Origin of the sequence: Streptomyces sp. JB150 (assembly GCF_011193355.1) — a bacterium.
GTDB lineage: Bacteria > Actinomycetota > Actinomycetes > Streptomycetales > Streptomycetaceae > Streptomyces.
In genome coordinates, this window is sequence record NZ_CP049780.1 from 2041505 (window position 1) to 2066278 (window position 24774).

General features: G+C 73.1%; 23 protein-coding genes and 1 pseudogene. 10 read left to right on the forward strand and 14 right to left on the reverse strand.

What is annotated here, in order from left to right; translation table 11 throughout:
- The first annotated feature begins 37 nt into the window (after positions 1-37).
- A complete protein-coding gene (locus G7Z13_RS09530) occupies positions 38-487 on the forward strand; it encodes a VOC family protein (RefSeq protein ID WP_166004803.1) in 450 nt (149 codons plus the stop codon).
- 15 nt (positions 488-502) lie between these two features.
- Here the strand turns inward: G7Z13_RS09530 and G7Z13_RS09535 are convergent, their stop codons facing one another.
- The 4 genes from G7Z13_RS09535 to G7Z13_RS09550 all read right to left on the reverse strand — a co-directional run bounded on the left by G7Z13_RS09535 (position 503) and on the right by G7Z13_RS09550 (position 4179).
- Positions 503-943 (reverse strand): GNAT family N-acetyltransferase, encoded by a 441-nt coding sequence (locus G7Z13_RS09535; protein WP_165997802.1) that lies wholly within the window; start codon positions 941-943, stop codon positions 503-505.
- A 56-nt stretch (positions 944-999) separates the two neighbouring features.
- Positions 1000-2754, reverse strand: a complete 1755-nt coding sequence (locus G7Z13_RS09540) for an NAD+ synthase (protein WP_165997804.1) — start codon at positions 2752-2754, stop codon at positions 1000-1002.
- Between the two features lie 139 nt (positions 2755-2893).
- The gene (locus G7Z13_RS09545) at positions 2894-3517 is read right to left on the reverse strand and encodes a DUF305 domain-containing protein (protein ID WP_165997805.1); all 624 of its coding nucleotides are present in this window, start codon (positions 3515-3517) and stop codon (positions 2894-2896) included.
- On the reverse strand, positions 3514-4179 hold the full coding sequence (locus tag G7Z13_RS09550) for a DUF3105 domain-containing protein (protein ID WP_166004805.1): 666 nt from the start codon (positions 4177-4179) through the stop codon (positions 3514-3516). The genes G7Z13_RS09545 and G7Z13_RS09550 overlap by 4 nt, the downstream gene beginning before the upstream one ends.
- Before the next feature lie 414 nt (positions 4180-4593).
- Here G7Z13_RS09550 and glnA point away from each other — a divergent pair, with 414 nt between their 5' ends.
- The gene (gene glnA, locus G7Z13_RS09555; RefSeq protein WP_165997807.1) at positions 4594-5955 is read left to right on the forward strand and encodes a type I glutamate--ammonia ligase; all 1362 of its coding nucleotides are present in this window, start codon (positions 4594-4596) and stop codon (positions 5953-5955) included.
- A gap of 661 nt (positions 5956-6616) precedes the next feature.
- Here glnA and G7Z13_RS09565 read toward each other — a convergent pair.
- Together G7Z13_RS09565 and G7Z13_RS09570 are read right to left on the reverse strand one after the other, a co-directional pair.
- On the reverse strand, positions 6617-7834 hold the full coding sequence (locus G7Z13_RS09565; RefSeq protein WP_165997808.1) for an MFS transporter: 1218 nt from the start codon (positions 7832-7834) through the stop codon (positions 6617-6619).
- Positions 7835-7932: 98 nt separating this feature from the next.
- Entirely contained in the window at positions 7933-8982 is a 1050-nt protein-coding gene (locus G7Z13_RS09570) for an endonuclease/exonuclease/phosphatase family protein (RefSeq protein ID WP_165997810.1), read from the reverse strand.
- Positions 8983-9390: 408 nt separating this feature from the next.
- On the opposite strand from G7Z13_RS09570, the gene panB reads away from it, so the two are divergent.
- From panB to G7Z13_RS09585, 3 genes are all read left to right on the forward strand, one after another.
- Positions 9391-10278: a 3-methyl-2-oxobutanoate hydroxymethyltransferase gene (gene panB / locus G7Z13_RS09575; RefSeq protein WP_165997811.1), complete on the forward strand. Its 888-nt coding sequence runs from the start codon at positions 9391-9393 to the stop codon at positions 10276-10278.
- 155 nt (positions 10279-10433) lie between these two features.
- Positions 10434-11453 carry an ATP-binding cassette domain-containing protein gene (locus tag G7Z13_RS09580; protein WP_165997812.1) on the forward strand — a complete coding sequence of 340 codons (1020 nt, stop codon included), beginning with the start codon at positions 10434-10436 and terminating at the stop codon, positions 11451-11453.
- Positions 11450-12274 (forward strand): ABC transporter permease, encoded by an 825-nt coding sequence (locus G7Z13_RS09585; protein ID WP_165997814.1) that lies wholly within the window; start codon positions 11450-11452, stop codon positions 12272-12274. Before G7Z13_RS09580 ends, G7Z13_RS09585 begins: the two co-directional genes overlap by 4 nt.
- A gap of 27 nt (positions 12275-12301) precedes the next feature.
- Here G7Z13_RS09585 and G7Z13_RS09590 read toward each other — a convergent pair whose 3' ends face one another.
- Both G7Z13_RS09590 and G7Z13_RS09595 read right to left on the reverse strand, forming a co-directional pair.
- A complete protein-coding gene (locus tag G7Z13_RS09590; protein ID WP_165997816.1) occupies positions 12302-15565 on the reverse strand; it encodes a BTAD domain-containing putative transcriptional regulator in 3264 nt (1087 codons plus the stop codon).
- Positions 15566-15600: 35 nt separating this feature from the next.
- Positions 15601-16146 carry a Uma2 family endonuclease gene (locus tag G7Z13_RS09595; protein WP_165997817.1) on the reverse strand — a complete coding sequence of 182 codons (546 nt, stop codon included), beginning with the start codon at positions 16144-16146 and terminating at the stop codon, positions 15601-15603.
- 117 nt (positions 16147-16263) lie between these two features.
- On the opposite strand from G7Z13_RS09595, the gene G7Z13_RS09600 reads away from it, so the two are divergent.
- Positions 16264-17064: a site-2 protease family protein gene (locus tag G7Z13_RS09600; protein ID WP_165997819.1), complete on the forward strand. Its 801-nt coding sequence runs from the start codon at positions 16264-16266 to the stop codon at positions 17062-17064.
- Here the strand turns inward: G7Z13_RS09600 and G7Z13_RS09605 are convergent.
- Both G7Z13_RS09605 and npdG read right to left on the reverse strand, forming a co-directional pair.
- Positions 17054-17248 (reverse strand): hypothetical protein, encoded by a 195-nt coding sequence (locus tag G7Z13_RS09605; RefSeq protein ID WP_165994882.1) that lies wholly within the window; start codon positions 17246-17248, stop codon positions 17054-17056. The genes G7Z13_RS09600 and G7Z13_RS09605 overlap by 11 nt on opposite strands.
- A gap of 61 nt (positions 17249-17309) precedes the next feature.
- Positions 17310-18023, reverse strand: coding sequence for an NADPH-dependent F420 reductase (npdG, locus tag G7Z13_RS09610; RefSeq protein ID WP_165997821.1), 714 nt, complete (start codon positions 18021-18023; stop codon positions 17310-17312).
- A 150-nt stretch (positions 18024-18173) separates the two neighbouring features.
- Between npdG and G7Z13_RS09615 the strand changes: the two genes are divergently transcribed.
- Positions 18174-18779 (forward strand): hypothetical protein, encoded by a 606-nt coding sequence (locus G7Z13_RS09615; RefSeq protein WP_165997822.1) that lies wholly within the window; start codon positions 18174-18176, stop codon positions 18777-18779.
- 233 nt (positions 18780-19012) lie between these two features.
- Here the strand turns inward: G7Z13_RS09615 and G7Z13_RS09620 are convergent, their stop codons facing one another.
- A complete protein-coding gene (locus G7Z13_RS09620; RefSeq protein WP_165997824.1) occupies positions 19013-19246 on the reverse strand; it encodes a hypothetical protein in 234 nt (77 codons plus the stop codon).
- Positions 19247-19305: 59 nt separating this feature from the next.
- Between G7Z13_RS09620 and map the strand changes: the two genes are divergently transcribed.
- Together map and G7Z13_RS09630 are read left to right on the forward strand one after the other, a co-directional pair.
- Positions 19306-20163: a type I methionyl aminopeptidase gene (map, locus tag G7Z13_RS09625; RefSeq protein ID WP_165997825.1), complete on the forward strand. Its 858-nt coding sequence runs from the start codon at positions 19306-19308 to the stop codon at positions 20161-20163.
- Between the two features lie 161 nt (positions 20164-20324).
- Entirely contained in the window at positions 20325-20972 is a 648-nt protein-coding gene (locus G7Z13_RS09630; RefSeq protein ID WP_165997827.1) for a biliverdin-producing heme oxygenase, read from the forward strand.
- Between the two features lie 181 nt (positions 20973-21153).
- On the opposite strand, the gene G7Z13_RS09635 is transcribed toward G7Z13_RS09630, so the two are convergent.
- Genes G7Z13_RS09635 through G7Z13_RS09645 form a run of 3 tightly spaced genes read right to left on the reverse strand, consistent with a single transcriptional unit; the run spans position 21154 to position 24169 of the window.
- The gene (locus G7Z13_RS09635; protein ID WP_165997828.1) at positions 21154-21798 is read right to left on the reverse strand and encodes a PhzF family phenazine biosynthesis protein; all 645 of its coding nucleotides are present in this window, start codon (positions 21796-21798) and stop codon (positions 21154-21156) included.
- On the reverse strand, positions 21795-22667 hold the full coding sequence (locus G7Z13_RS09640) for a hypothetical protein (protein WP_240926155.1): 873 nt from the start codon (positions 22665-22667) through the stop codon (positions 21795-21797). Before G7Z13_RS09640 ends, G7Z13_RS09635 begins: the two co-directional genes overlap by 4 nt.
- On the reverse strand, positions 22664-24169 hold the full coding sequence (locus tag G7Z13_RS09645; RefSeq protein ID WP_165997830.1) for an HtaA domain-containing protein: 1506 nt from the start codon (positions 24167-24169) through the stop codon (positions 22664-22666). The genes G7Z13_RS09640 and G7Z13_RS09645 overlap by 4 nt, the downstream gene beginning before the upstream one ends.
- Before the next feature lie 205 nt (positions 24170-24374).
- Between G7Z13_RS09645 and G7Z13_RS09650 the strand changes: the two are divergent.
- Positions 24375-24661, forward strand: a pseudogene (locus tag G7Z13_RS09650) (hemin ABC transporter ATP-binding protein); the annotation flags it as partial.
- Between the last annotated feature and the right edge of the window lie 113 nt (positions 24662-24774).

Genomic DNA, 24774 nt, shown 5'->3' on the forward strand with positions numbered 1-24774 from the left:
ACGAGACCCGCGTCGACGAAGGAGTCACGTGATGGACATGGCCCTGACCCTCGAAGTCATCCCGCTGCCCGTGAGCGACATCGACCGCGCCCGGGACTTCTACCGCGACAAGGTCGGCTTCCACGTCGACATCGACCAGGAGGTCATGCCGGGCATGCGCATCGTCCAGCTGACCCCGCCCGGCTCCGGCTGCTCCATCGCCCTCGGCGACAGCGTCTGGGAACTGACCAAGGGCCCCAAGCCGGCCCCCGGCTCCTACCAGGGCCTCCAGCTGTGCGTGGCCGACATCGAGGCGGCCCGGGCCGAGCTGGTCGGCCGCGGCCTGGAGGTCTCCGAGCCGGTCCGTTACACCCCCGACGACGGCGCCACCTTCATGTACTTCAAAGACCCCGACGGCAACGGCTGGTCGATCCAGGAGTACCGCCGCCGCGCCAAGGAGCCGCTGTACCAGGTCCTGGCGGAACTGGCGCGCAAGCAGCAGCAGTAGCCGGTCGCCGGCGGTTCAGACGAGACGCAGGTCGATCCACGGGATGGTGTCGCCCGGCAGCAGATACCGCTCGGTCTCGACGAAGCCGTGCTTCTCGGCGAACCGCAGTCCGTCCTCGTTGGAGCCGAGGACGACGGTCTCGATCACCTCGGCCCCCAGCTCCCGCGCCCGCTCCAGCCCACGGGCGTAGAGCTGCTCCCCGTACCCCTGGCGGCGGTGGGCGGGCAGCACGCGGGCGATCACGGTGGCGGTCCGGGTGCTGTCCTCCGGCGGGCGCACCGTGCTGCACCCCATGAGTACGTCGCCGAGATACGCGACCTCCAGGTGATGACGCCGGGCGCGCTCGCGTATCTCGTCCAGGGACAGCAGGTGGGTGGGGATGATCGTGTTGTGGACGTGCTGCCAGTCGCGGAGGGCAGCGTCGTCGTGTGGCTGCTGGATGCGGAGATCGGGCATCGCAGCAGGACACCGGACGGTGCCCGCGGTGTCAACTCGGGTGCGGCGCGCCGCCGCTACGCCGTCTCCCGCCACCCGTTCGTGATCGGCAGCCGCCGGTCCTTGCCGAAGCCCTTGGGGGAGATCTTCGTCCCCGGCGGGTACTGGCGGCGCTTGTACTCGGCGGTGTCGACCAGGCGGAGGGTGCGGGTCACCAGGTCCGGGTCGAAGCCGGCCGCGGCGATCGTGTCGGCGCCCTCGTCGCGGTCGACGTAGCGCTCCAGGATGGCGTCGAGGACGGGGTAGTCCGGCAGCGAGTCGGTGTCGACCTGGCCGGGGCGCAGCTCCGCGCTCGGCGGCTTGGTGAGGGAGTTCTCGGGGATCGGCGGGGTCTCGCCGCGTTCCTCGGCGGCGCGGTTGCGCCAGCGCGCGAGGCGGAAGACCGAGGTCTTGTAGACGTCCTTGATGGGGCCGTACGCGCCGACCGAGTCGCCGTACAGGGTGGAGTAGCCCACCGCCAGCTCGGACTTGTTGCCGGGGGCCAGCACGAGGTGGCCCTCCTGATTGGAGATGGCCATCAGGAGGGTGCCGCGCAGGCGGGACTGGAGGTTCTCCTCGGCGAGGCCGGTGAGGCCGAGCGCGTCCATGTACGCGTCGAACATGGGGGCGATCGGGACCGTGCGGAAGTTCAGGCCGGTGCGCCGGGCCAGCTCCGCCGCGTCGCCCTTGGAGTGCTCGGAGGAGTACTTCGAGGGCATCGAGACGCCGTACACGTTCTGCGCGCCCACCGCGTCGCAGGCGATGGCCGCGACGAGCGCCGAGTCGATGCCGCCGGACAGGCCGATCAGGACGGAGCGGAAGCCGTTCTTGACAACGTACGCGCGCAGGCCCGTGACCAGGGCCTGGTACACCTCCTCGTCGTCGCCGAGGCGGTCCGCGCAGCCGCCGGTGTACTGCGGCGGGTACGCCGGGAGGGGGTCGTCGGAGAGGATCAGGCGGTCGACGCGCAGGCCGTCGTCCACGACCCCGTCCGGGGCGTCGGGGGCCGCGGCGGGCAGGTCCAGGTCGACGACCAGGCACTCCTCGGCGAACTGGGCCGCCCGGGCGACGACCGCGCCGCTCGCGTCGACCACGATCGAGTCGCCGTCGAACACCAGATCGTCCTGCCCGCCCATCATGGCGAGGTAGGCGGTGGTGCAGCCGGCCTCCTGGGCCCGCTTGCGGACCAGCTCCAGGCGGGTGTCGTCCTTGTCGCGCTCGTAGGGCGAGGCGTTGACCGAGAGCAGCAGGCCCGCCTTCGCGGAGCGGGCCGCGGGCACCCGGCCGCCCTCCTGCCACAGGTCCTCGCAGATGGCGAGGGCGATGTCGACGCCGTGCAGCCGCACCACGGGCATGCTGTCGCCGGGCACGAAGTAGCGGAACTCGTCGAAGACGCCGTAGTTCGGCAGGTGGTGCTTGGCGAAGGTGAGCGCCACCTCGCCGCGGTGCAGCAGCGCCGCCGCGTTCTGCGGGGCGCCGGCCGGCTGGCCGTACTTCGGCTGGGCGGTCTCGCAGCGGTCCAGGTAGCCGACGAGGACCGGCAGCTCGCCGAAGCCCTCCTCGGCCAGCCGTGCGGCGAGCGTGCGCAGCGCCGCGCGGGACGCCTCGACGAAGGAGGAGCGCAGGGCCAGGTCCTCGACGGGATACCCGGTCAGCGCCATCTCCGGGAACGCCACGAGATGCGCTCCCCGGTCGGCGGAGTGCCGGGTCCAGCGGAGAATCGCCTCCGCGTTCCCGGCGAGGTCGCCGACGCGCGAGTCGATCTGGTTCAGGGCGAGGCGTAGTTGAGGCACGCGCCCAGTGTAATCGTCAAAACGACGCGATGGGGGGTGCGGCGGGTGCCGGGCCATGCGCGCGGCAGGTGACCGGGCCATGCGCGCGGCGGGTGGCCGGGCCCGGCGCGCGGCGGTTCACCACGGGGTGCCGGGCGGCTCAGCGCGCCTTCGCGCCCCGCTCGGCCAGCAGGTCCGCCATCAGGTCGATCTCCGACTGCTGCGCGTCGACCATGCCCTGCGCCAGGTCCTTCTCCACCTTCACCGCGCACCGCTCGACGCAGCCCTCGGCCATGTGGATGCCGCCCTTGTGGTGGGCGGTCATCAGCTGGAGGAAGTACACCTCGGCGGCCTTGCCGTTCAGCCTGCCCAGCTTCGCCATCTCGTCGTCGGTGGCCATGCCCGGCATCAGCGAGCCGTCGCCGCGGGTCGGCGCGTCGCCCATGCCCATCCAGCTCATCGGCGGCTTCGCCGACACCTTCGGCAGCTCCCACAGGTCGAGCCAGCCCAGCAGCATGCCGCGCTGGTTGGCCTGGGTCTGGGCGATGTCGTACGCGAGGCGCCGGATCTCCTCGTCGTCGGTGCGGTCACGCACGATGTACGACATCTCCACGGCCTGCTGGTGGTGGACGGCCATGTCGCGGGCGAAGCCGGCGTCCGCGGAGTCCGCCGCGGGCACCGCGGCCGCGTCGCCGTCCGAGGCGACCGCGTACGTGATCGCGCCGGCCGCGACGAGCACCGCCGCCGCGGCGCCCGCGATCCAGCCGGCCTGCGCCTGCGTCACTGCGCCAGTCCGCCCGTGCAGGCGGCGCCCTTCTCGGGGGTCTGCGCGCCCTGCACGTACGTCTGGAAGAACTTGTCCACGTTCGGGTCGTCCGCGCCGGTCACCGTCCGCTGGTGGCCCCAGGCCGTCAGCATGATCGGGTCCTTCTGGTCCTCGTTGGGGCTCATCAGCGTGTACGGCGTCTTCTTGACCTTCTCGGCCAGCTTGTCGACGTCGGCCTTGGCGGCCTTGGCGTTGTACGTCACCCACACCGCGCCGTGCTCCAGGGAGTGCACGGCGTTCACGTTGTTCAGTTCCTTGGTGTAGACGTCCCCGTTGCAGTTCATCCACGCCTGGTGGTGGTCGCCGCCGACCGGGGGCTCCACGGAGTACTTCACGTCCTTGGTGACGTGGTTGCGCGACAGCGTGCCCTCCCACTTGCGCACCCCGTCCGCGGCGGTGACGAACTTGCCGGTCGTCTTGTCGTCGCTCGCCTGCTCGGTGGAGCCGTCGGACTGCGACCGCACGAGCACGACACCGCCGACAACCAGAGCGGAGACGATCACCACGCCGGCGCCGATGGTGAGGATCCGGTTGCGGCGCTCGCGGGCCTGCTCGGCGCGCCGCATCTCGGCTATGCGCGCCTGGCGCGCGGCACTGCTCTTGTTCTTGGCGGAACCCATGGGGCCGGCCCTTCTGGGAGGCGGGAGACGGACGGGTGCGCTGATCGTAATGGGGTACACCGGTGATCTTGTAGGGAGGTCACAGGAATGCCTGCGGAATGGCCCGATCCGCACGCGCCCCGCGGGCCGCCGCTCCAAGTGCCCGGCCGTGCTCGGCTCCGGGTGCCCGGCCGTGCCCCGCCGGGCCCCGCTCCGGCCGCCCGGGCGGCCATTACGCATGTTGGTGCGAGCAGGCAAGATGGGCATGAGCGCCGTACACCTGCCGTACCCGAGCCGTTCAGACCGGGGTCGGCCGGCCGATCTAGGTCCGCAACGCGCATGAAATGGTGTTGTGGTGGGATGCTCAGGTGCCCGACCGCCTCCCGGTGGCGCGCGGGGAAGGCGGCCTGACCAGCAAGGATGGGGAAGCGGAAGATGGACAAGCAGCAGGAGTTCGTGCTCCGGACGTTGGAGGAGCGCGACATCCGGTTCGTACGCCTGTGGTTCACGGACGTGCTGGGCTTCCTCAAGTCCGTTGCCGTGGCCCCGGCCGAGCTGGAGCAGGCCTTCGACGAGGGCATCGGCTTCGACGGCTCCGCCATCGAGGGCTTCGCCCGGGTCTACGAGTCCGACATGATCGCCAAGCCGGACCCGTCCACGTTCCAGGTCCTGCCCTGGCGCGCCGAGGCCCCCGGCACCGCCCGGATGTTCTGCGACATCCTCATGCCGGACGGCTCCCCGTCCTTCGCGGACCCGCGCTACGTCCTCAAGCGCGCCCTGGCCCGCACCTCCGACCTGGGCTTCACCTTCTACACCCACCCCGAGATCGAGTTCTTCCTGCTGAAGGACCGCCCGCTGGACGGCTCCCGCCCCACCCCGGCCGACAACTCGGGCTACTTCGACCACACCCCGCAGAACATCGGCATGGACTTCCGCCGCCAGGCGATCACCATGCTGGAGTCCATGGGCATCTCGGTCGAGTTCTCCCACCACGAGGGCGCCCCCGGCCAGCAGGAGATCGACCTGCGTTACGCCGACGCGCTGTCCACGGCCGACAACATCATGACGTTCCGCCTGGTCATGAAGCAGGTGGCGCTGGAGCAGGGCGTCCAGGCGACGTTCATGCCGAAGCCGTTCTCCGAGCACCCCGGCAGCGGCATGCACACCCACCTGTCCCTCTTCGAGGGCGACCGCAACGCCTTCTACGAGTCGGGTGCCGAGTACCAGCTCTCCAAGGTCGGCCGCTCCTTCATCGCGGGCCTGCTGCGCCACGCCGCGGAGATCTCCGCGGTCACCAACCAGTGGGTGAACTCCTACAAGCGCATCTGGGGCGGCTCCGAGCGCACCGCCGGCGCGGGCGGCGAGGCCCCCTCCTACATCTGCTGGGGCCACAACAACCGCTCGGCCCTGGTCCGCGTGCCCATGTACAAGCCGGGCAAGACCGGCTCCGCCCGGGTCGAGGTCCGCTCCCTGGACTCCGGCGCCAACCCGTACCTCGCCTACGCCGTCCTGCTGGCCGCCGGCCTCAAGGGCATCGAGGAGGGCTACGAGCTCCCGCCGGGCGCCGAGGACGACGTCTGGGCCCTCTCCAACGCCGAGCGCCGCGCGATGGGCATCGAACCCCTCCCGCAGAACCTCGGCGAGGCCCTGACCCTCATGGAGAGCAGCGACCTCGTCGCCGAGACCCTCGGCGAGCACGTCTTCGACTTCTTCCTGCGCAACAAGCGCCAGGAGTGGGAGGAGTACCGCAGCGAGGTCACGGCGTTCGAGCTGCGGAAGAACCTGCCGGTGCTGTAGGCGCGGGCGGTGCGGGGTCCGGGGCGGCGGAAGCGTTTCGCCGCCCCGTCGTCGTGCGTGCTCCGTTTCCGCTACGCGAAGTCCGCGTAGGCCGAGGTACGCCGCGCACACCCGGCAGCGGAAGAGGTACGCCGTCGGTGAGCCGTCGCGGTCCAGTGCGGCGAGGTGGCGTTCGGTCCGCTCCGGGGACAGCCCCCAGGAGGCGGCTTCGCGGCGCAGGGCCCGCAGGGCGCCGGGGTACGGCGCGAGGTCCGCGGCGCCCGCCGGGCCGGGGAAGGCCGCGCCGTCCCCGCAGTGGAAGAACCAGGCGGGCTCCTGCCAGGCCTGGAAGGAGGGGGTGCGGCGGTCGACCGCGGCGAAGACCTCTTCGGGCACGTCGTCGCCGAGGACGGTGCCCGAGGTGAAGTGGGCGTCGAAGCGGTCGGCGGCGCTGCCGTCGGCGACGCACCACGGGCACAGGCGGCCCGCGAGGTCGTCGACGGCGTGGACGGGGCCGGTCAGGACGTAGCCGCGGACCCGGCCGCAGCAGGGGCAGGGCGTGTCGTCCCGCGTCGGGACCACGGCGCCGGTGGCCAGGGGTCCGGGTGGTAGGGGGAGTCCGGGAGGGGGGAGGGCGGCTCGGTCACGGCGGGGACCGTAGCAGCCGCCGCTCCCCCGCGGTTCAGCCGCGCACCGGCTCCGTCTCCGCCGGCACATGGCCCGCCACCAGGCGTTCGCGGCCGGTGTGAGGGGCGGTGCGGCGGTCCAGCGCGTGGGCCGTGGCCGCGACCGCGAGGCCGAGGACCGCGAGTGCGGCGCCGGCCAGGGCCGGGGAGGTGGTGCCGAGGCCCGCGGCGAGGGCGAGGCCGCCGATCCAGGCGCCGCCGGCGTTGGCGAGGTTGAAGGCGGCCTGGTTGGCGGAGGAGGCCAGGGACGGGGCGGCGGCGGCCTTCTCCATCACCATCAGCTGGAGCGGGGAGCCGGTGACGAAGGCCGCGGTGCCGAGCAGGGTCACCGCCAGGGCCGCCGTCCAGGGCGTGCGCATCAGCAGCGGGAAGGCCGCGAGGACCGCGGCGAGGGAGAGCAGGCCGCCGAACAGGGTGGCGCGCATGGCGTGGTCGGCGAGGCGGCCGCCGAGGAGGTTGCCGATCGTCGCGCCGACGCCGAAGAGGGCGAGCAGGAGCGTGACGCTGGTGGCGGCGTAGCCCGCGGAGTCCGTGAGCATCGGGGTGATGTAGCTGTAGGCGGCGAAGAGCGCGCCGAAGCCGGCGACCGTGGTGCCGAGGGCGAGCCAGACCGGCAGGGAGCGCAGGGCGGCCAGTTCGCCGCGCAGGCCGGTCGCGGGGGTCTGCGCGGTGTCGCGCGGGATCAGCAGGGCGAGGGAGGCGATCGCCGCGAGGCCGATCACGCTGACGCCGAGGAAGGTGGCGCGCCAGCCCAGGTGCTGGCCGACGAGGGTGGCGGCGGGGACGCCGGCGATGTTGGCGACGGTCAGGCCGAGGAACATCAGCGAGACCGAGCGGGCCTTGCGTTCCGGGCTGACCAGGGTGGTGGCCACGACGGCTCCGACGCCGAAGAAGGCGCCGTGCGGCAGACCGCTGAGGAAGCGCGCGGCGAGCAGGTAGTGCTCGTCGGGGGCGAACGCCGAGAGCGCGTTGCCCGCGACGAAGAGGACCATGAGCCCGATGAGGACCGTGCGGCGGGACATGCGCGCGGTGAGTGCCGCGAGGAGCGGGGCGCCGATGACGACGCCGAGGGCGTACGCGGAGACCAGGTGGCCGGCGCTGGGTATGGAGATGCGCAGGTCGGCCGCGACGTCGGGCAGCAGGCCCATCATCACGAACTCGGTCGTGCCGATACCGAAGGCACCTACGGCCAGGGCGAGCAGGGCCAGGGGCATGGAGGCCTTGCCTTTCGAGGGCTAGCGGGGGGACGGGTTCCGTTCCATCGTATGTTCAGGAACGGAACAAATTCTCCCCCGCCCGCTATTCCGGCCGGTTAAGACTGCGTGTCCATCCGCACCCGCGCGGCCACCGGCAGATGGTCGCTGCCCGTCTGCGGCAGCGTCCACGAGCTCATCGGCTCGACGCCCTTGACCATGATCTGGTCGATCCGCGCCATCGGGAACGACGCCGGCCAGCTGAAGCCGAAGCCGCTGCCCGCCGCGCCCTGCGTGGAGCGCATCTGCGAGGTCACCGCGTTGAGCGCGCGGTCGTTCATGGTGCCGTTGAGGTCACCGAGCAGGACGACCCGCTCCAGCCGCTCGTCGGCGATGGCCTCGCCGAGCGCGTCCGCACTGGTGTCGCGCTGGCGGGCGGTGAACCCGGCCTCCAGCTTCACCCGCACCGACGGCAGGTGGGCGACGTAGACCGCGACCGGCCCCCGCGGGGTCGTCACCGTGGCGCGCATGGCGCGGGTCCAGCCCAGCTTGATGTCGACCGGCGCGATCTCGCTCAGCGGGTACTTGCTCCACAGCCCGACGGTGCCCTGCACCGAGTGGTACTCGTACGTCGGTGCCAGGGCGTCCTCGTACGTCGGCACCGCCGAGGCCCGCAGCTCCTCCAGCGCGACCACGTCCGCGCCGGACGCGGCGACGGCGCGGGCGGTGCCGGCCGGGTCGGCGTTGTCGGCGTTGACGTTGTGCGTGGCCACCGTCAGGTCGCCGCCGCCGGCCGCCTTGTCGGTGAGCAGCCCGCCGAACAGGTTGAGCCAGACCACCGCCGGGACCAGCACCGCGATCAGGGCGGTCGCGGACCGGCGGACCGCCGCGGCCAGCAGCAGCACCGGGACGCCCAGGCCCAGCCAGGGCAGGAACGTCTCGGTGAGGCTGCCGAGGTTGCCGAACCGGTTGGGGATGTACGCGTGCGCCACCATCACCAGCGCCAGGACCACGGCCAGGGCCGCGGTGACCAGACCGCGGCGCCAGATCCGCGGGTCGCCGAGCCGGCCGCCGGTGAGACGGTTCGCCAGGCGCCGGATGCCGAATGTCCGACGCTCGGGCCCCGAGCCGCCGCCGTCCGTCTCCGTCACGTACGCCTGCTGCGCCATACCGTCGCCTCGCTACCTGCCGTGCACACCGTCTCCCCCGCGGCTACGACCCTAGGGGATGATCGGCTCCGTTCCCGCCGTCCCGTCGACGGCCGTACGGGCACGAGGACGACCGGAGGCGCGCCGGGAGTTCCGATTGTGGCGTGCCGGACGGCCACTGTGACGAAACGCGCACATTCCGGCTCTCCGGCGTGGCGCATAGGGGCCGTTCGGAACCGTGCAGGACCACAGGCGGCCCCGCGGCACACGGGACGGTGAGGCCGGGCCGCGCCACCGGATCGCCCTGCCGCGGGGCCGGGCGGACCGGTGCGCCGCGGAGTATTGGCCGACCGTGGCACGAGGTGCCACCATGGGAGGGATCCGGGGACGCCGTCAGGGCGCCTCGAGATGACGTAAGGAGCCGTTGCCATGACGCAGCTTTCGGCTGCCCAGACCGCGCCCGCGGGCACCAAGACCGGGACCTCCGACGGCAGCAAGGCGCTGTACGGGGGCAAGAGCACCCGCCGTGTCACCGTCCGCGACATCGCCCTCGCCAAGGAGCGGGGCGAGAAGTGGCCCATGCTCACCGCGTACGACGCGATGACCGCGTCCGTCTTCGACGAGGCCGGGATCCCGGTGCTCCTCGTCGGCGACTCGGCGGGCAACTGTCACCTGGGGTACGAGACCACCGTGCCCGTCACCCTCGACGAGATGACCATGCTCTCCGCCGCGGTCGTACGGGGCACCCGGCGCGCCCTGATCGTCGGCGACCTCCCCTTCGGCTCCTACCAGGAGGGCCCGGTGCAGGCGCTGCGCTCGGCGACCCGGCTGGTCAAGGAGGCCGGTGTGCAGGCCGTGAAGCTGGAGGGCGGCGAGCGCTCGCACGAGCAGATCCGGCTGCTGGTGGAGTCCGGCATCCCGGTGATGGCCCACATCGGGCTGACCCCGCAGTCGGTGAACGCCATGGGGTACCGGGTGCAGGGCCGCGGCGAGGAGGCGGCCCAGCAGCTGCTGCGGGACGCGAAGGCCGTGCAGGACGCCGGAGCCTTCGCGGTGGTCCTGGAGCTGGTGCCGGCCGAGCTGGCGGCGGAGGTGACCCGGACCCTGCACATCCCGACGGTCGGCATCGGGGCGGGTGCCGAGACGGACGCGCAGGTGCTGGTGTGGACCGACATGCTCGGGCTGACCGGCGGCCGGGTGCCGAAGTTCGTCAAGCGGTACGCGAACCTGCGCGAGGTCATGGGCGACGCGGTGAAGGCGTTCGCCGAGGACGTGGTCGGCGGAACGTTCCCGCAGGAGGAGCACTCCGTCCACTGAGCCACCGCGGTAACCGGACAGCCCCGTCGATCATCCCCCGTCGACGGGGCTGTCCCCGTTCACGGGGCCGGACGAGAGCACCGGCCGGCGGGGTGTCGGTGCGCTGTCGGTGCGCTGTCGGTGGTTTGTCGGTGGGGGCTGGGACCGTCATCGGCATGACACGCATCGAGAAGAACGACGGCAACACGGCCGTGACCGTACGAGGGCTGGTGAAGCACTTCGGGGAGACGAAGGCGCTGGACGGCGTCGACCTGGACGTGCGGGAGGGCACCGTGATGGGGGTGCTCGGGCCGAACGGGGCGGGCAAGACCACCCTGGTGCGGATCCTGTCCACCCTCCTCTCCCCCGACGCCGGACAGGCGACCGTCGCCGGCTACGACGTCGTGCGGCAGCCCCGGCAGCTGCGCCGGGTGATCGGGCTGACGGGACAGTACGCCTCGGTGGACGAGAAGCTCCCCGGCTGGGAGAACCTGTACCTGATCGGGCGGCTGCTGGACCTGCCCCGCAAGGAGGCGCGGGCCCGCGCCGACGAGCTGCTGGAGCGGTTCTCGCTGACGGAGGCGGCCAAGCGGCCCGCCGCGACGTACTCCGGCGGTATGCGGCGCCGGCTGGACCTGGCCGCCTCGATGATCGGCCGGCCGGCCGTGCTCTACCTGGACGAGCCGACCACCGGCCTCGACCCGCGCACCCGCAACGAGGTGTGGGACGAGGTCAAGCGGATGGTCGGGGACGGCGTGACCGTCCTGCTGACCACCCAGTACATGGAGGAGGCCGAGCAGCTGGCCTCCGAGCTGACCGTCGTCGACCGCGGCAAGGTCATCGCGACCGGCGGCACCGAGGAGCTGAAGGCCAAGGTGGGCGGGCGGACCCTGCGGGTGAAGCCGGCCGATCCGCTGCGGCTGCGCCCGCTGGCCCGCGCGCTGGACGACCTCGGCATCACCGGTCTCGCCACCACCACCGTCGACACCGAGCGCGGCGTCGTCCTGGTGCCGATCCTCAGCGACGAGCAGCTGACCGCGGTGATCTCCGCGGCCGTCGGACTCGGCATCACGCTGTCCTCCGTCACCACCGAACTGCCCAGCCTGGACGAGGTGTTCCTGTCCCTCACCGGCCACCGCGCCAGTGCCCCGCAGGACGCCACGCCCGCCGACGCCCGCGAGGAGGTCGCCGTATGAGCGCCACCACCGTCACCACCACCGCCGCCCCGGCCTCCGACACCCCGATCCCGCTGCGCGGGCATCTGCGCCACACCGGCGCGCTGGTCCGGCGCAACCTGCTGTGGATCCGGCAGGACCCGGAGTCGATGTTCGACGCGGTGCTGATGCCGATCGTGTTCACCCTGCTGTTCGTCTTCGTCTTCGGCGGGTCGATCGGGCAGGCGCTGGGCGGCGGGCAGGACGAGTACGTGCAGTACGTGGTGCCCGGACTGCTCGCCATGATGGGGATGAACATGGCGATGGGGGTGGGCACCGGGTTCAACCAGGACTTCAACTCCGGTGTCATGGACCGCTTCCGCTCGCTGCCCATCGGCCGCGGCTCGGTGCTCTTCGCGAAGATCGCGGTGGAGCTGCTGCGGATGCTGGTCGCCGTCGCGATCCTGCTCGTCGTGGGCATGCTGGTCGGGTTCGACGTCACCAGCTGGGGCGGGCTGCTCGCGGCCGTGGGCCTCGCGGTGGTGTTCGGCTCCTCGCTGATGTGGGTGTTCCTGACCCTCGGTGTCGTGCTGAAGAACGCGCAGGCCGTGCAGGGCATGGGGTTCCTGGTGCTGATGCCGCTGCAGTTCGGCTCGTCGGTGTTCGCGCCGCCGCAGTCGATGCCGGGCTGGCTCCAGGCCTTCACCGACTACAACCCGCTGTCCACGCTCGCCGACGCGGCACGCGGACTGATGGTGGGCGGCCCGGTCGCACACGACCTGCTGATGACCGTGGGCTGGTCGGTGGCGATCACCGCGGTGATGGCGCCGATCGCCATCCACAAGTTCAAGAACAAGAACTGACCGGGCACCCGGTGGGTGACAGGTGAGTCACACCAGGGCGGCGGCCTCCTCCAGAGTGAGGTGGCCGCCCTCGGCGTACGCCGCCGCGTACTCCTCGGCGGTCAGCGCGGCCCGCACGGCGGCCACCGCCCGGCCGTGGGCCTCGCGCTCCAGGGTGGGCGGCAGATGGCCGCGCGGCAGCAGCGCGTCGGCCGCGCCCAGACAGCGGGCGGCGTCGCGGGCGTCGCGTCCGCCGTCGCAGCCGGCCAGGGCGAGTGCGGCGATGACGAGGTACGCCGAGACCAGGTGCGGGGCCATCGCCTTCGACAGCGGGTCGTCGGCCCTTTCCAGACCGCGCCGGATCTTCTCCCTGGCCTGCTCGTAGTGGCCGTCGAGGGCGTCCACCCAGGCCTCCTGGCCGAGGATGAACGCGTCGAAGACGGCGAAGTGGGCGATGGCGAACTCCGAGCGCAGCGCCCGCAGATGCTCCCGCGCCTCGCCGGTCCGGCCGGTGATGCTGAGCCAGCCGGCGAGGATGACCCGGCCGAACGGCATCGCCTCGTTGTGGCTGCCCTCCGGGCTGTCGAGCGCCTCGCGCAGCAGCCGCTCGCCGCGCTCGGTCTCGCCCGCCTCCAGCAGGGCGCTGCCCAGCCGGGCGGAGAGGATCGCCAGCTGGGCGCGGGCGCCCAGGCGCCGGGCGTGCTCCATGGCGGCCTCGTAGTCGGCGGCGGCCTCCCGGTAGCGGCCCTTGCGCTCGTGGCTCTCGGCGCGCGCGGCCAGCGCCTCGGCGCTGCCCCAGGCGTCGCCGAGGCGCTCGTAGATCTCCAGTGACTCGTCGGCGTCCCGGCCGGCGTCGCCGGCGTGTTCGGCGCGGTTGGCGAGGACGTTGGCGCGCAGCTGGAGGCTGGCGGCCAGTTCCCAGTCGAAGCCGGGGGTGCGGCGGCAGGTGTCGACGGCGGCGTCGAGGATCGTGCCGAGCCGGTCCAAGCCGCCGGTCAGCATCACCGCGTAGAAGGACAGCATGCCGGGGCTGCGGCAGGTCTGCGGGAGGCCGGGCTCGTAGACCTCGGCGATGATCTCCAGTTTGCGCCGGGCCTCGGGGCTCTGCCAGGAGTCCAGTTCGGTGTCCATGCAGGCCAGATGGGCGAGGTGGACGCCGCGCCGGGCCTCCTGGAGGAGTTCCCCGGTCATGGGCGGCGGCGCGTCGGTGCAGCGCTGCCACACGGGGGCGGCCTTGCGGACGGGCTCGGCGAACGGGTCGGGGCCGAGGTCCATGACGGCGCGGCACCAGTTGCGGGCCTCGATGCGCAGGTCGCGCATCTGCCAGTACCAGCACAGCGACAGCACCAGACAGAGCGCCTCCTGCTCGTCCCGGGCGGTGACGGCGTGGCGCAGCGCGGTGCGCAGGTTCTCGTACTCGCGCTGCAGCCGTTCGACGGCGGCGAGCTGGTCGGGGCCGCGCAGCAACGGGTCGGTGGTGCGCGCCAGTTCGCGGTAGTACGTGAGGTGGGCGCGCTCGGTCTCGGCGCGCCGGCCGGAGGCGTCGAGGCGTTCGCGGGCGTACTCGGCGACGGTCTCCAGCAGCCGGTAGCGCATCTCGCCGTCGCCGGAGGGGGCGGCGACGACCAGGGACTTGTCGACGAGGGAGCCGAGCGCGTCGAGGGCGGCGGGGCCGCAGACGGCCTCGGCGGCGGCGAGTTCGCAGCCGCCGGCGAAGACGGACAGCCGGGCCAGGACGTCCCGTTCGACCTCGTCGAGCAGGTCCCAGGACCAGTCGACGACGGCGCGCAGGGTCTGCTGGCGGGGCAGGACGGTGCGGCTGCCGGAGGTGAGCAGGCGGAAGCGGTCGTCGAGGCGGTCGGCGATCTGCCGGGGGGTGAGGATGCGCAGCCGGGCGGCGGCCAGTTCGATGGCGAGGGGCAGGCCGTCGAGGCGGCGGCAGATCTCCGCGCAGGCCTCGGGGTCGTCCGCCACCCGGAAGCCGGGCCGGGCGGCGGCGCCGCGGTCGGCGAGCAGCCGCAGCGCGTACCGCTCGGGCAGCGGTTCCACGGGCCGCAGCACCTCGCCGGGGACGCCGAGGGGTTCGCGGCTGGTGGCCAGCACCGTCAGGTGCGGGCAGCGCTCCAGCAGTTCGGCGACGAGCCGGGCGGCGGCCGTGACGACGTGCTCGCAGTTGTCGAGGACGATCAGCATGCGCCGCCGCGCACAATGCTCGACCAGGCGTTCGACGGGGTCGTCGTGGCGGTCGGTGACGGCCCGCAGCTCCTCCGCGCCCGCGCCGTGCAGCACGGTCTCGCGGGCGCCGATCGCGGTGAGCACGGCCTCGGGGACGGCGGCCGGGTCGTCGACGGGGGCCAGCTCCGCCAGCCACACCCCGTCCCGGGCGACATCCCCGGCGCTCTCGGCGGCCTCCTGCGACAGCCGGGTCTTCCCGGCGCCGCCGGGGCCGAGCAGGGTGACGAGGCGGGCGGTGGCGAGGTCGTCGCGGATCGTCTCGATGTCGGTGTCGCGGCCGACGAAGGAGGTCAGCCGGGCCCGCAGATTGCCCGGCGGGCGGCTGGCCGGGGCGGCCGGCGGGGTGTCCTGCCGCCGCAGCAGTTCGGCGTGCAGCGCCCGCAGTTCGGCTCCGGGGTCGGAGCCGAGCCGGTCCGCGAGCAGCCGGCGTACGCCGTCGTAGGCGGCCAGTGCCTCGGCCGGGCGGCCGGCGTCGCGCAGGGCGCGCAGCCGCAGCGCCTGGAGCGGTTCGTCCAGCGGGTGGGCGTCGCACAGCGCGGTGAGTTCGGGCAGTGCCTGCTCGGCGTGGCCGAGGGCGAGGGCGGCGGTGAGGCGGGCGCGGCGGGCGTCGAGGCGGCGGGTCTCCCAGCGGGCCGCCTCGGCGGTGCGGTCGGGCAGGTCGGCGAGGACCGGGTCGCGCCACAGGGCGAGGGCGTCGTCGAGGAGGACGGCGGCCTTGTCGGGGTCGCCGTCGGCGAGGGCGCGGGCGCCCTCGCCGACGAGGCGGGTGAAGCGGTGCAGGTCGACGTCGTCGGGGCTCGCGCCGAGCCGGTAGCCGCCGTCGACGGACTCCACGGCGTCCGCGCCGAGCGCCCGCCGCAGCCGGCCGACCAGCGCCTGGAGGGCGCCGGGCGCGTCGGCGGGCGGGTCGCCGTCCCACACCTCGTCGACGAGCAGCCCGGCGGGCACGGCACGTCCGGCGCGCAGCGCCAGCACGGTGAGCAGCGCGCGCAGCCGCGCCCCGCCCACGGGGACGGCCGTGCCGTCGGGGCGGAGTGCCTGGGTGGTGCCGAGGATCCGGTAGCGCACGGGGTCCATTCTCTCCGGGGACGCCCGGGCGCCGCTTCCGGGTTTCAGACCCGCATGAACTGGGAGGAGTCGAGCGTGAGGGTCTGGTCGGCGACGGGGATCTCGATCTCCTTGCCGAAGGGGCCGGACTGGCTGCACCGGTACTCGCCGTCCTCCGGCTGGGTCAGCAGGGTCCAGGTGGCGGAGAGGACGTCGACGATGAGGTAGGCGGGGATGCCGCGTGCGGCGTAGTGGTCGGGCTTGGTGCTGTAGTCGCGGTTCTTGCTCTCGGGAGAGACCACTTCGATGACGAAGGGAACCAGCCGTTCGTCGAATTCACTGCTGGCGGAATCCCACTGCTCCTCCGGAAGCGCCGAGACGTCGGGCTCGGGCGTGTATCCCTCGCGGGAAGGAACCAGCTTGAACTCACCGATCGGCATCCACCCCGGCAGCCGCGTCTCGATCTGGTTCGCGATACGCCGCTGAGTGGTCAGATGTGCCTGCGTGACGGGTACCAAAGTGAGCCCATTCCTCGTCAGTCGGAGACGCGCGTTCCTCGGTACGTCCACCGCTGCTTGCGTGAGCTCCACCCAGCTGTCGGTAATCGCCACGACCCGCCTCCTCGATCGACCTGGTTACAGCGTAACGACTAGCAGGAACCCGTACCCGCCGCAGGACGTTCTCCCCCTGTCACCGATACGGTCGATCCGCAACGCGACAGGAGCCCCATGACCACCGCCACCATCCGCCCGAGTGACCGGCGGCCCAGTGCCGTCTTCGTCGGGATCCTCGCCGTGACGGCGGTCACCGGCTGGGCGACCTGGACGGGGTTCGCGGCCCGGCCCGGGGTGGCCGTGTTCCTGTTCGTGACGGCGGCCTGGATCGTCTCGCTGTGCCTGCACGAGTACGCGCACGCGCGCACGGCGCTGCACGGCGGGGACATCACGGTCGGCGCCAAGGGCTATCTCACGCTGAACCCGCTGAAGTACACGCACGCGCTGCTCAGCGTCGTGCTGCCCGTGCTGTTCGTGATCATGGGCGGGATCGGCCTGCCGGGCGGTGCCGTCTTCATCGAGCGCGGCCGGATCCGGGGCCGCTGGCGGCACAGCCTGATCTCCGCGGCGGGCCCGCTGACGAACGTGCTGTTCGCGGTGGTGTGCACGGCCCCGTTCTGGCTGGACGCGCTGGACGGCGTGCCGCGCGACTTCCGGTACGCGCTGGCGTTCCTGGCGCTGCTGCAGGTCACGGCCGCGATCCTGAACTTCCTGCCGGTGCCGGGCCTGGACGGGTACGGCGTGCTCGAGCCGTGGCTGTCGTACAACGTGCGCCGCCAGGTGGAGCCGCTGGCCCCGTTCGGGCTGCTGATCGTGTTCGCGCTGCTGTGGATCCCGGCGGTGAACGGCGCGTTCTTCGACGTGATCGACGCGCTGCTGCGCGGGCTCGGGATCAGCGAGCTGGACACCTACTGCGGCTACGACCTCTACCGGTTCTGGCGGGAGGGCAGCGGGGTCTGCTCGGTCACGGGCTGACCTTGCGGCGCCGCAGGTAGTACCAGCACATGTTGGACGACACGCCGGCCATGAGGACCCACACGATGCCGATCCAGCTGCCCCGCGCGAAGGAGAGCACGGCCGCGACGACGGCGAGCACGCAGACCACGGCGGCGTAGAGGGCGAGACGCGGGATCGGGCCGGGCGAGGGCGTAACGGACATGTCGGTCGGCTCCTTGCGGGGGACACTGCGGGGTGGTGCCCCACCAGTGTCCCCCATGGCCTCATACGTCCGTGACGCGGAGCCCCGCGTGCGCCTTGTAGCGGCGGTTCACCGAGATCAGGTTGGCGACGAGGGCCTCCACCTGGTGGGCGTTGCGCAGCCGGCCGGCGTAGACGCCGCGCATGCCGGGGATGCGCCCGGCCAGGGCCTGCACGATCTCCACGTCGGCCCGCGCCTCGCCGAGCACCATCACGTCGGTGTCGATCCGCTCGGTCTCCGGGTCCTGCAGGAGGACGGCGGACAGGTGGTGGAAGGCGGCGGTGACCCGCGAGTCCGGGAGCAGGGCGGCGGCCTGCTGGGCGGCGCTGCCCTCCTCGGGCTTCAGCGCGTAGGCGCCCTGCTTGTCGAAGCCGAGCGGGTTGACGCAGTCCACGACCAGCTTCCCGGCCAGTTCCCCGCGCAGCGATTCCAGGGTCTTCGCGTGTCCCTCCCACGGCACGGCGACGATCACGATGTCGCTGCGCCGGGCGCACTCGGCGTTGTCGGCGCCCTCGATGCCGTGGCCCAGCTCCTCGGCGGCGGCCACCGCACGGTCGGCGGCCCGCGAACCGAGGATCACCTTCTGGCCGGCCTGGGCGAGCCGGTAGGCGAGGCCCTTGCCCTGCGGGCCGGTCCCGCCGAGCACGCCGACGACGAGCCCGGAGACGTCGGGCAGGTCCCAGGGGTCCTTGGCGGGTGCCTTCGCGGGGGTCTGTGCACTGTCGCTAGAGGTCATGCGCCGACTCTACGTCCGCCGTCCGTCCGCCCCGCCGCCGGACGGGATCATGGTGAGCCGGGTCACGGCCGCCGGGGCGCGATGCCCGGGTCGGGCGAATGCGCGGTGAACGGCCGGTGCCGGGGGGCCGGTTGCGGCAGGATGCGACGCATGGACGCGGTACGGGTGGCGCTGTTGCGCGAGGTGCTCGCCGGGACCGAGTGGCTGACGGCCACGCGGCGCTTCGCGGGGGCGCTGCGCGGCTCGGTGGTGTCGCACGGCGGCGGGCTGCTGCTGGTGGGGACGCCCGCGTACGAGCCGTGGCATCTGGCCGCGCACCTGGTGGACGAGGCCGCCTGGTCGGGTACGCCGGAGCTGGCGCCGACGCTCGTGCGGTACGGCGCGCGTCCGGCGGATCCGGCGCATCTGGCCGTCGGGCCCGGCCGGATCGAGGCGGCCCGGCGGGGCGAGACGCTGCTCGTGGTGGCCCCGGCTCCGGCGGAGGCGCGGCTGCTGCAGCGGGTGCACGACGCGCGGCGGGCCGGGGTGACGGTGCTGGCCCTGACGCCCGGGGAGGGCGACGATCTGGCCACGATGGCCCATGAGGCGCTGGCCGTGCCCGACGGCGGTGAGCTGGACCTCGACACCGTCCAGCACCTGGTCAGCGCGGCGGCCGGCGAGAACTCGCTGCCCCAGCCCCGGGGCCGCCGCCGCTTCCGCGACCGCCTGGCCCGCCTCGCCGACCAGCTGACGGAACCACCGCCACCGCGGTGGTAGCACCGGGGCGGCCTGGGGCGGCGGGGTGCCGAGGCACCCGGTGGCACCCGGGTGGCCTGGGGGGCGGCGGGATCCCGAGGCACCGGAGTGCCGGGGCGCCGGGCGGACCCGATCGGTCCTCGTCGGCCCCGGTCGGCCCCCGGCCGGGGCGATCGGATCCCTGCTCGGGGCGACCGGTCTCCGCTCGGCCTGCTCGACGTCCGCTCGGCCCGCTCGGTCCGCGCGCGGGCCGGTCAGTTCTCGTCCGGGCGGCCCGGGCTCGGAGCGTCGTGCCAGCGGGGGTCGTTCTCCCACTGGAGGTTGCGTTCGCGGGCCGTTTCCATCGCGTGCTGGGCCTCGGTGCGGCTGGTGTAGGGACCGAAGCGGTCCTTGCCCGGGCAGTCCGGGCCCTCCTCGACCTTCTTGTGTTCCAGGCAGTAGTACCACTCGCCCGGTTTGCCCGCGGTGCGCTTCTTGAACAGGGCCATGACCGGCTCCTTTCGCCAGGGACATGGTGCCCCCATGCCCGCTGGTTAGACTCGCTGGCATGTCTGGCCAGTCGCTGCTCGTACCAGGGGAGCTGTCTCCCACCCGTTCCGTACCCGGAAACATCCGCCGCCCCGAGTACGTCGGCAAGCCCGCGCCGGCCCCGTACACCGGGCCGGAGGTGCAGACCCCGGAGACCATCGAGGCGATGCGGGTCGCCGGGCGGATCGCCGCGCGGGCGATGGAGGAGGCCGCGAAGATCATCGCCCCGGGCGTCACCACGGACGAGCTGGACAAGGTGGCGCACGAGTACATGTGCGACCACGGCGCCTACCCGTCCACCCTCGGCTACCGGGGCTTCCCGAAGTCGCTGTGCACCTCGGTCAACGAGGTCATCTGCCACGGCATCCCGGACTCGACGGTGCTGCGCGACGGCGACATCGTCAACCTCGACGTGACCGCGTACATCGGCGGGGTGCACGGCGACAACAACGCCACGTACCTGGTGGGTGACGTGGACGAGGAGAGCCGGCTGCTGGTCGAGCGGACGCGGGAGGCGCTGAACCGGGCGATCAAGGCGGTCAAGCCGGGCCGGCAGATCAACGTCATCGGCCGGGTCATCGAGTCGTACGCCAAGCGGTTCGGCTACGGCGTGGTGCGGGACTTCACCGGGCACGGCATCAACTCGTCGTTCCACTCGGGCCTGATCATCCCGCACTACGACAGCCCGCACGCGACCACGGTCATGCAGCCGGGGATGACGTTCACGATCGAGCCGATGCTGACGCTCGGCACGCACGAGTACGACATGTGGGACGACGGCTGGACGGTGGTCACGAAGGACCGCAAGCGCACGGCGCAGTTCGAGCACACGCTGGTGGTGACGGAGACCGGGGCGGAGATCCTCACTCTCCCCTAGCGCTCGCTCCCCCCTGGTCATCGGGCCCGCTCTCCCCCGGAGGGCGGGCCCTTTCGCGTGCGGTGCCGGGTGCGGCGGGTGAGGATGAGGGGCAGGGATTTACCGACAGTACGTCGGCAAGGCATTGACTTAGGTAAGCCTGACTTAGAGGATCCGGGGCCATGGACTCGTTCTCCACCCTCCTCCGCACCGCGTCCCACGAGCAGCACGTGGAGGCGGAGACCTCGACCTTCATGAGCGACCTGCTGGGCGGCCGGCTCGGCGTCGCCGCGTACGCGCGCTACACCGAGCAGCTGTGGTTCGTCTACGAGGCGCTGGAGGGCGGGGCGCGGCGGCTGGCGTCGGATCCGGTGGCGGGGCCCTTCATCCGCGGCGAGCTGTTCCGGCTGCCCGCGCTGGAACGGGACCTGGAGCATCTGCGCGGCCCCGGCTGGCGGGACTCGCTGAGCGCGCTGCCCGCGACCCGGGCGTACGCGGACCGGGTGCGGGAGTGCGCCGAGCGGTGGCCCGGCGGGTACATCGCCCACCACTACACGCGCTACCTGGGCGACCTCTCCGGCGGGCAGATCATCCGCGACAAGGCGGAGAGGACCTGGGGGTTCGCGAAGAAGGGCGACGGCGTCCGGTTCTACGTCTTCGAGGAGATCCCCAACCCGGCCGCGTTCAAGCGGGCCTACCGGGAGCTGCTGGACACGGTGAACGCGGACGAGCTGGAGCGGCAGCGGATCATCGCCGAGTGCAAGCGGGCGTTCGCCCTGAACACGGCGGTCTTCCGGGCGCTCGGCGAGGAGTTCCCGCTGAGCGCCTGAAACCGGCGGCACACCCGAGGACACTCCCCGGCTAGGTTCTGTCGTCAAATGTCACGCCCACATCAGGAGTGAGGCGAGGGTGACGGCTGCTTCATAGGACTCGGCGGTTCGGCATCGGACAGTTCATGGCGACGTATCACGCCACCATGATCCACCATTCAAGATCATTTGAAGACACTGCCTAGCGCTCCAGGACGACGCGTCCGCCGATCTCCACCCAGCCGCCCGGCTGGGGCGCCGTCAGGATCTGGGAGCCCGCGCCCTGGGTGATGTTCAGGGCCCGGCCCAGCCGCTCGGTCAGCAGCAGGGCCGCCGCGCCCGTCGCCTCGTCCTCGTCGATGCCGTCGTCGCGGCCGGGGAAGGCGCGGGCGCGGATCCGGCCGGCGGCTTCGTCCTCCCACGCCCAGGCATAGATCCACTCACCCTTGGGCGGGACGGCGAGGTCGTCGACCTCGGCGGCGCTCGCGTACCGGCGCAGGGTGCGCGGCGGCGCCCACTCCGCGCGGGCCTCGATCCAGCTGAACTCCCCGTCCTGCCGGGCCCCCACCACCCCGGCCGGTGTGACCAGTTCGGGCAGGTCCAGCAGCCAGGCGGCGCCGACGCAGGGGTGGCCGGCGAAGGGCAGCCGCACGGTGGGGGTCCAGATGTCGATGACGCCGCGCTCCGGGTCGTCGACGAAGACCGTCTCGCTGAAGCCGAGTTTGGCCGCGAGCGCCTGCCGCTCGCTCTCCTCGGGCAGCACCGATCCGTCGCGGACGACTCCGAGTTCGTTGCCGTATCCGCCATTGGCCGCGCAGAACACGCGCAGCACGTCGTAGTCAGTCACCGGGGCATTGAAACATCAGCGGGCCACAGCGGGGTGCGGTCGGCCTCGTAGGGCAGGTCGGCGACGATGTCGCCGTGGCCGCGTTCCCTGGCCGCCCGCTGCCGCTCGGGCAGGGCCGCCAGGCGTTCCCGGTCGCGCTCGCGGGCCTCGGCCAGCTCGTCGGCGGTGCGGCGCCAGGCGGCCTCGTCGCGCAGCAGGGTCAGCTCCACGCCCGGCGGCTGCCGCCCTTCCGCGAGCGCGGCGACCGCCCGGTCGTGGCCGTCGAGGATCACCCAGCCGTCGAGGAACGACACCCACCACAGCAGGACGGGCGCGAGGGTGCCCTCGCGGGCGAGCTTGCGGTACGCCTTGACGCGGGCCGCGTCCGGCGGTGGCAGCGGACGCAGGGGCAGGACGCCGTGCCAGCCGCCGCCGCACAGCAGTTCCAGGCGGGCGCCGGGCCACTCGCGGACGAAGTCCTCGCCCCAGATGCCGGGTGCGAAGACCTCGCGCCGGGCGAGCTGCCAGCGGCCGTCGTGCAGCGGCGTTTCGGGGGCGTCCTCCAGCCGGCGCGCGTACTCGTGACGCCAGTTGACCGGCGAGCGTTGCAGGGCCGCGGTCAGGGGCGGCAGCGGGGAGCGGTAGCCGTCGAGGCGGTGCAGGAGGAGGTCGCGGCAGCAGCCCTCCCCCTCGTGGCGGCCGGTCAGGACGGGCCGGCCGCCCTGCCGCAGCAGGATGCGGCCGCCGCCGTCGGTCTCGAAGCGCAGCGGCGGTGGACCGGGCCTGTCCCGGACGGTGAGGACCAGCCGGCCCGGCCCGAGCGGCTCTCTGGGTGCCCTGTGCGGGGGGCCGGTCTCGGGGAGCCGCTCCCTTTCCCGAGCGCGGATCACGCCTCCGTACGGCGCCGGCGCACGGCCAGGACGACGCCGGCGCCCGCGGCCACGGTGACCGCCGCGGCGGCCCCCAGGGCGCCGACGGGCACGTCGGAGCCGGTGGAGGCGAGGTTGCCGGTCAGGCCGCCGCCGGTCGAGCCGCCGGCCCCGCCGGTGGTGCCGGTGGTGGCGGTCGGGGTGGCGGTGGCGGTCGGGGTGCCGGTCTGGCCGCCGCCGGGGAGACCGGCGCCCGGCGTGAGGGCGACGGACAGGTCCAGCGGGTCGAGTTCGGTGCCGGCCGGGTAGAGGCGGCCGAAGGCGTTGGCGCCGTCCTCGGTCAGCTCCGCGGTGACGTCGTCGAGGGTGATGACGTCCTTCTTCGCGGTCAGCTCGGCGGACGGGGCGGTGAGTTCGGCGAGGACGACGTCCTGGGTCGTCTCGCCGAGGCTGGTGACGTCGGCGGTCAGTTCGCCGGTGCCGGCGTCGAGGGTGGCGGTGAGGTCGGTGAGGGTGAGGTCGAGGCCGTGGGCGCCGTCGTGCCGGTGGCCCTGGAAGGTGACGGCGCCCTCGAAGGCGGCGGTGAGGGTGTCGGCGCCGGTGTCGTAGGTGCCCTTGGCGTCGGTGAAGGTGAACACGCCGTTGCCGGGGGCCTGGGAGGCGCCGTCCGCGACGGTGATCCGGCCCTGGGCGACGCCGCCCACGACATAGGCGCGGAAGGCCTTCTTCACGCCCCAGGTCAGCCTGCCGTCGGCTATCTCGGCGCCGATCGGCGCGTCGGGGTCGTCGGCCGTGGGGGCGGGGCGGGTCGGCTCGCCGGGCGTCGGGGACGGGCCGCCGGTGGCGGTCGGGGACGGGGTCGCGGAGGCCGAACCGGTGGGCGTCGCGGTCGGGGTGGCGGAGGAGGTGGGCGTGGCGGTGGCCGTCGCCGAGCCGGTCGGCGAGGGGGAGGAGGCCGCCTTGCGGACGGTCAGCGGGTCACCCTGCGCGCCCTCGTAGCTCTTGCTGCCGAGGAGGTCCGCGGCCTCCTTGGTCAGGGTGGTCGCCATGTCCGTCATCTCGCGGGTGACGGTGACCTCGGCGAGCGGCACGTCCTGCGTGGTGGTGCCGCCCCGGGTGACGTCGGCGGTGAGTTCGCCGTCGCCGCTGTCGAAGCGCACGTCGGAGAGGGTGAGGGCGAAGCCGTGCGCCTTGGACTCGATCGCGAGGCTGCCCTGGAAGCCGAGCCGGAGGGTGTGCGCGGTGGAGTCGTGGGTGCCGGTGCCGTCGACGAAGGTGAAGGCGCCGTTGTTCTCGGCCTGCGAGGCGCCGTCGGCGGGCGTGAAGGTCCCGGCCGCGAAGGTGGTGACGTACGTGCGGTACGACTGCTTGATGCCCCAGGTCACCTCGTAACCGGTCAGCGGCTCTTCGGCGGCCGCGGCGGCGGGGGCGCCGACGGTGGCGAGCGCCGTGGCGCCCAGCGCGGCGGCCGTGGCGACGGCGGCGGCGAGAGCGGTGGCACGGCGGCGAGGTCTGGTGGGCATGGTGGACGGCTCCTCGGGGTGATGCGGCGTCAGTTCTCGTGGGCGGAGGCCGTGATCGTATCCGGGCGGGATGACCGGCGGGCCGACAATATGACCGCGGTGACCGGCAACGGCGGCCTCGCCACCGGGCCGAGAGCGAGATCCGGCCAGAGCGCACGCCCCGATCTCGTCAGCACAGTTGGGTTAGCAACCTTGGGGTGACGGTTCTGTCGACCTCAGACACCAGGAACTGGTGCTGCGGCTGTGCCGGGAGCGGGCCGCGGCCGGGGACGCGGTGGTCGTCGTGCTGCACGACCTGGGCCTGGCCGCCGCCTACGCGCACCGGGCCGCTGTCCTGCGCGCGGGCCGGGTGGCCGCGGACGGCCCGCCCGCGCGGGTCTCCTCCGACCGGCTGCTGTCCGAGGTCTACGACCAGCCCGTCGAGGTGTGCCGCATCCGCGCACGGGAGCGGTGCTGGTGACTCCGCGCCGGGACACCCGACCGGTGGGGTGACTCCGCACCGGGACACCCGACCGCGGGGCGGCTTCCCCCGGCCGGCGGGGTGCGCGGGAGTCGCCGCCGCGGAACCGAAGCCCGTGCGGGGCGGGGCGTCCGGCCCCGGTAGG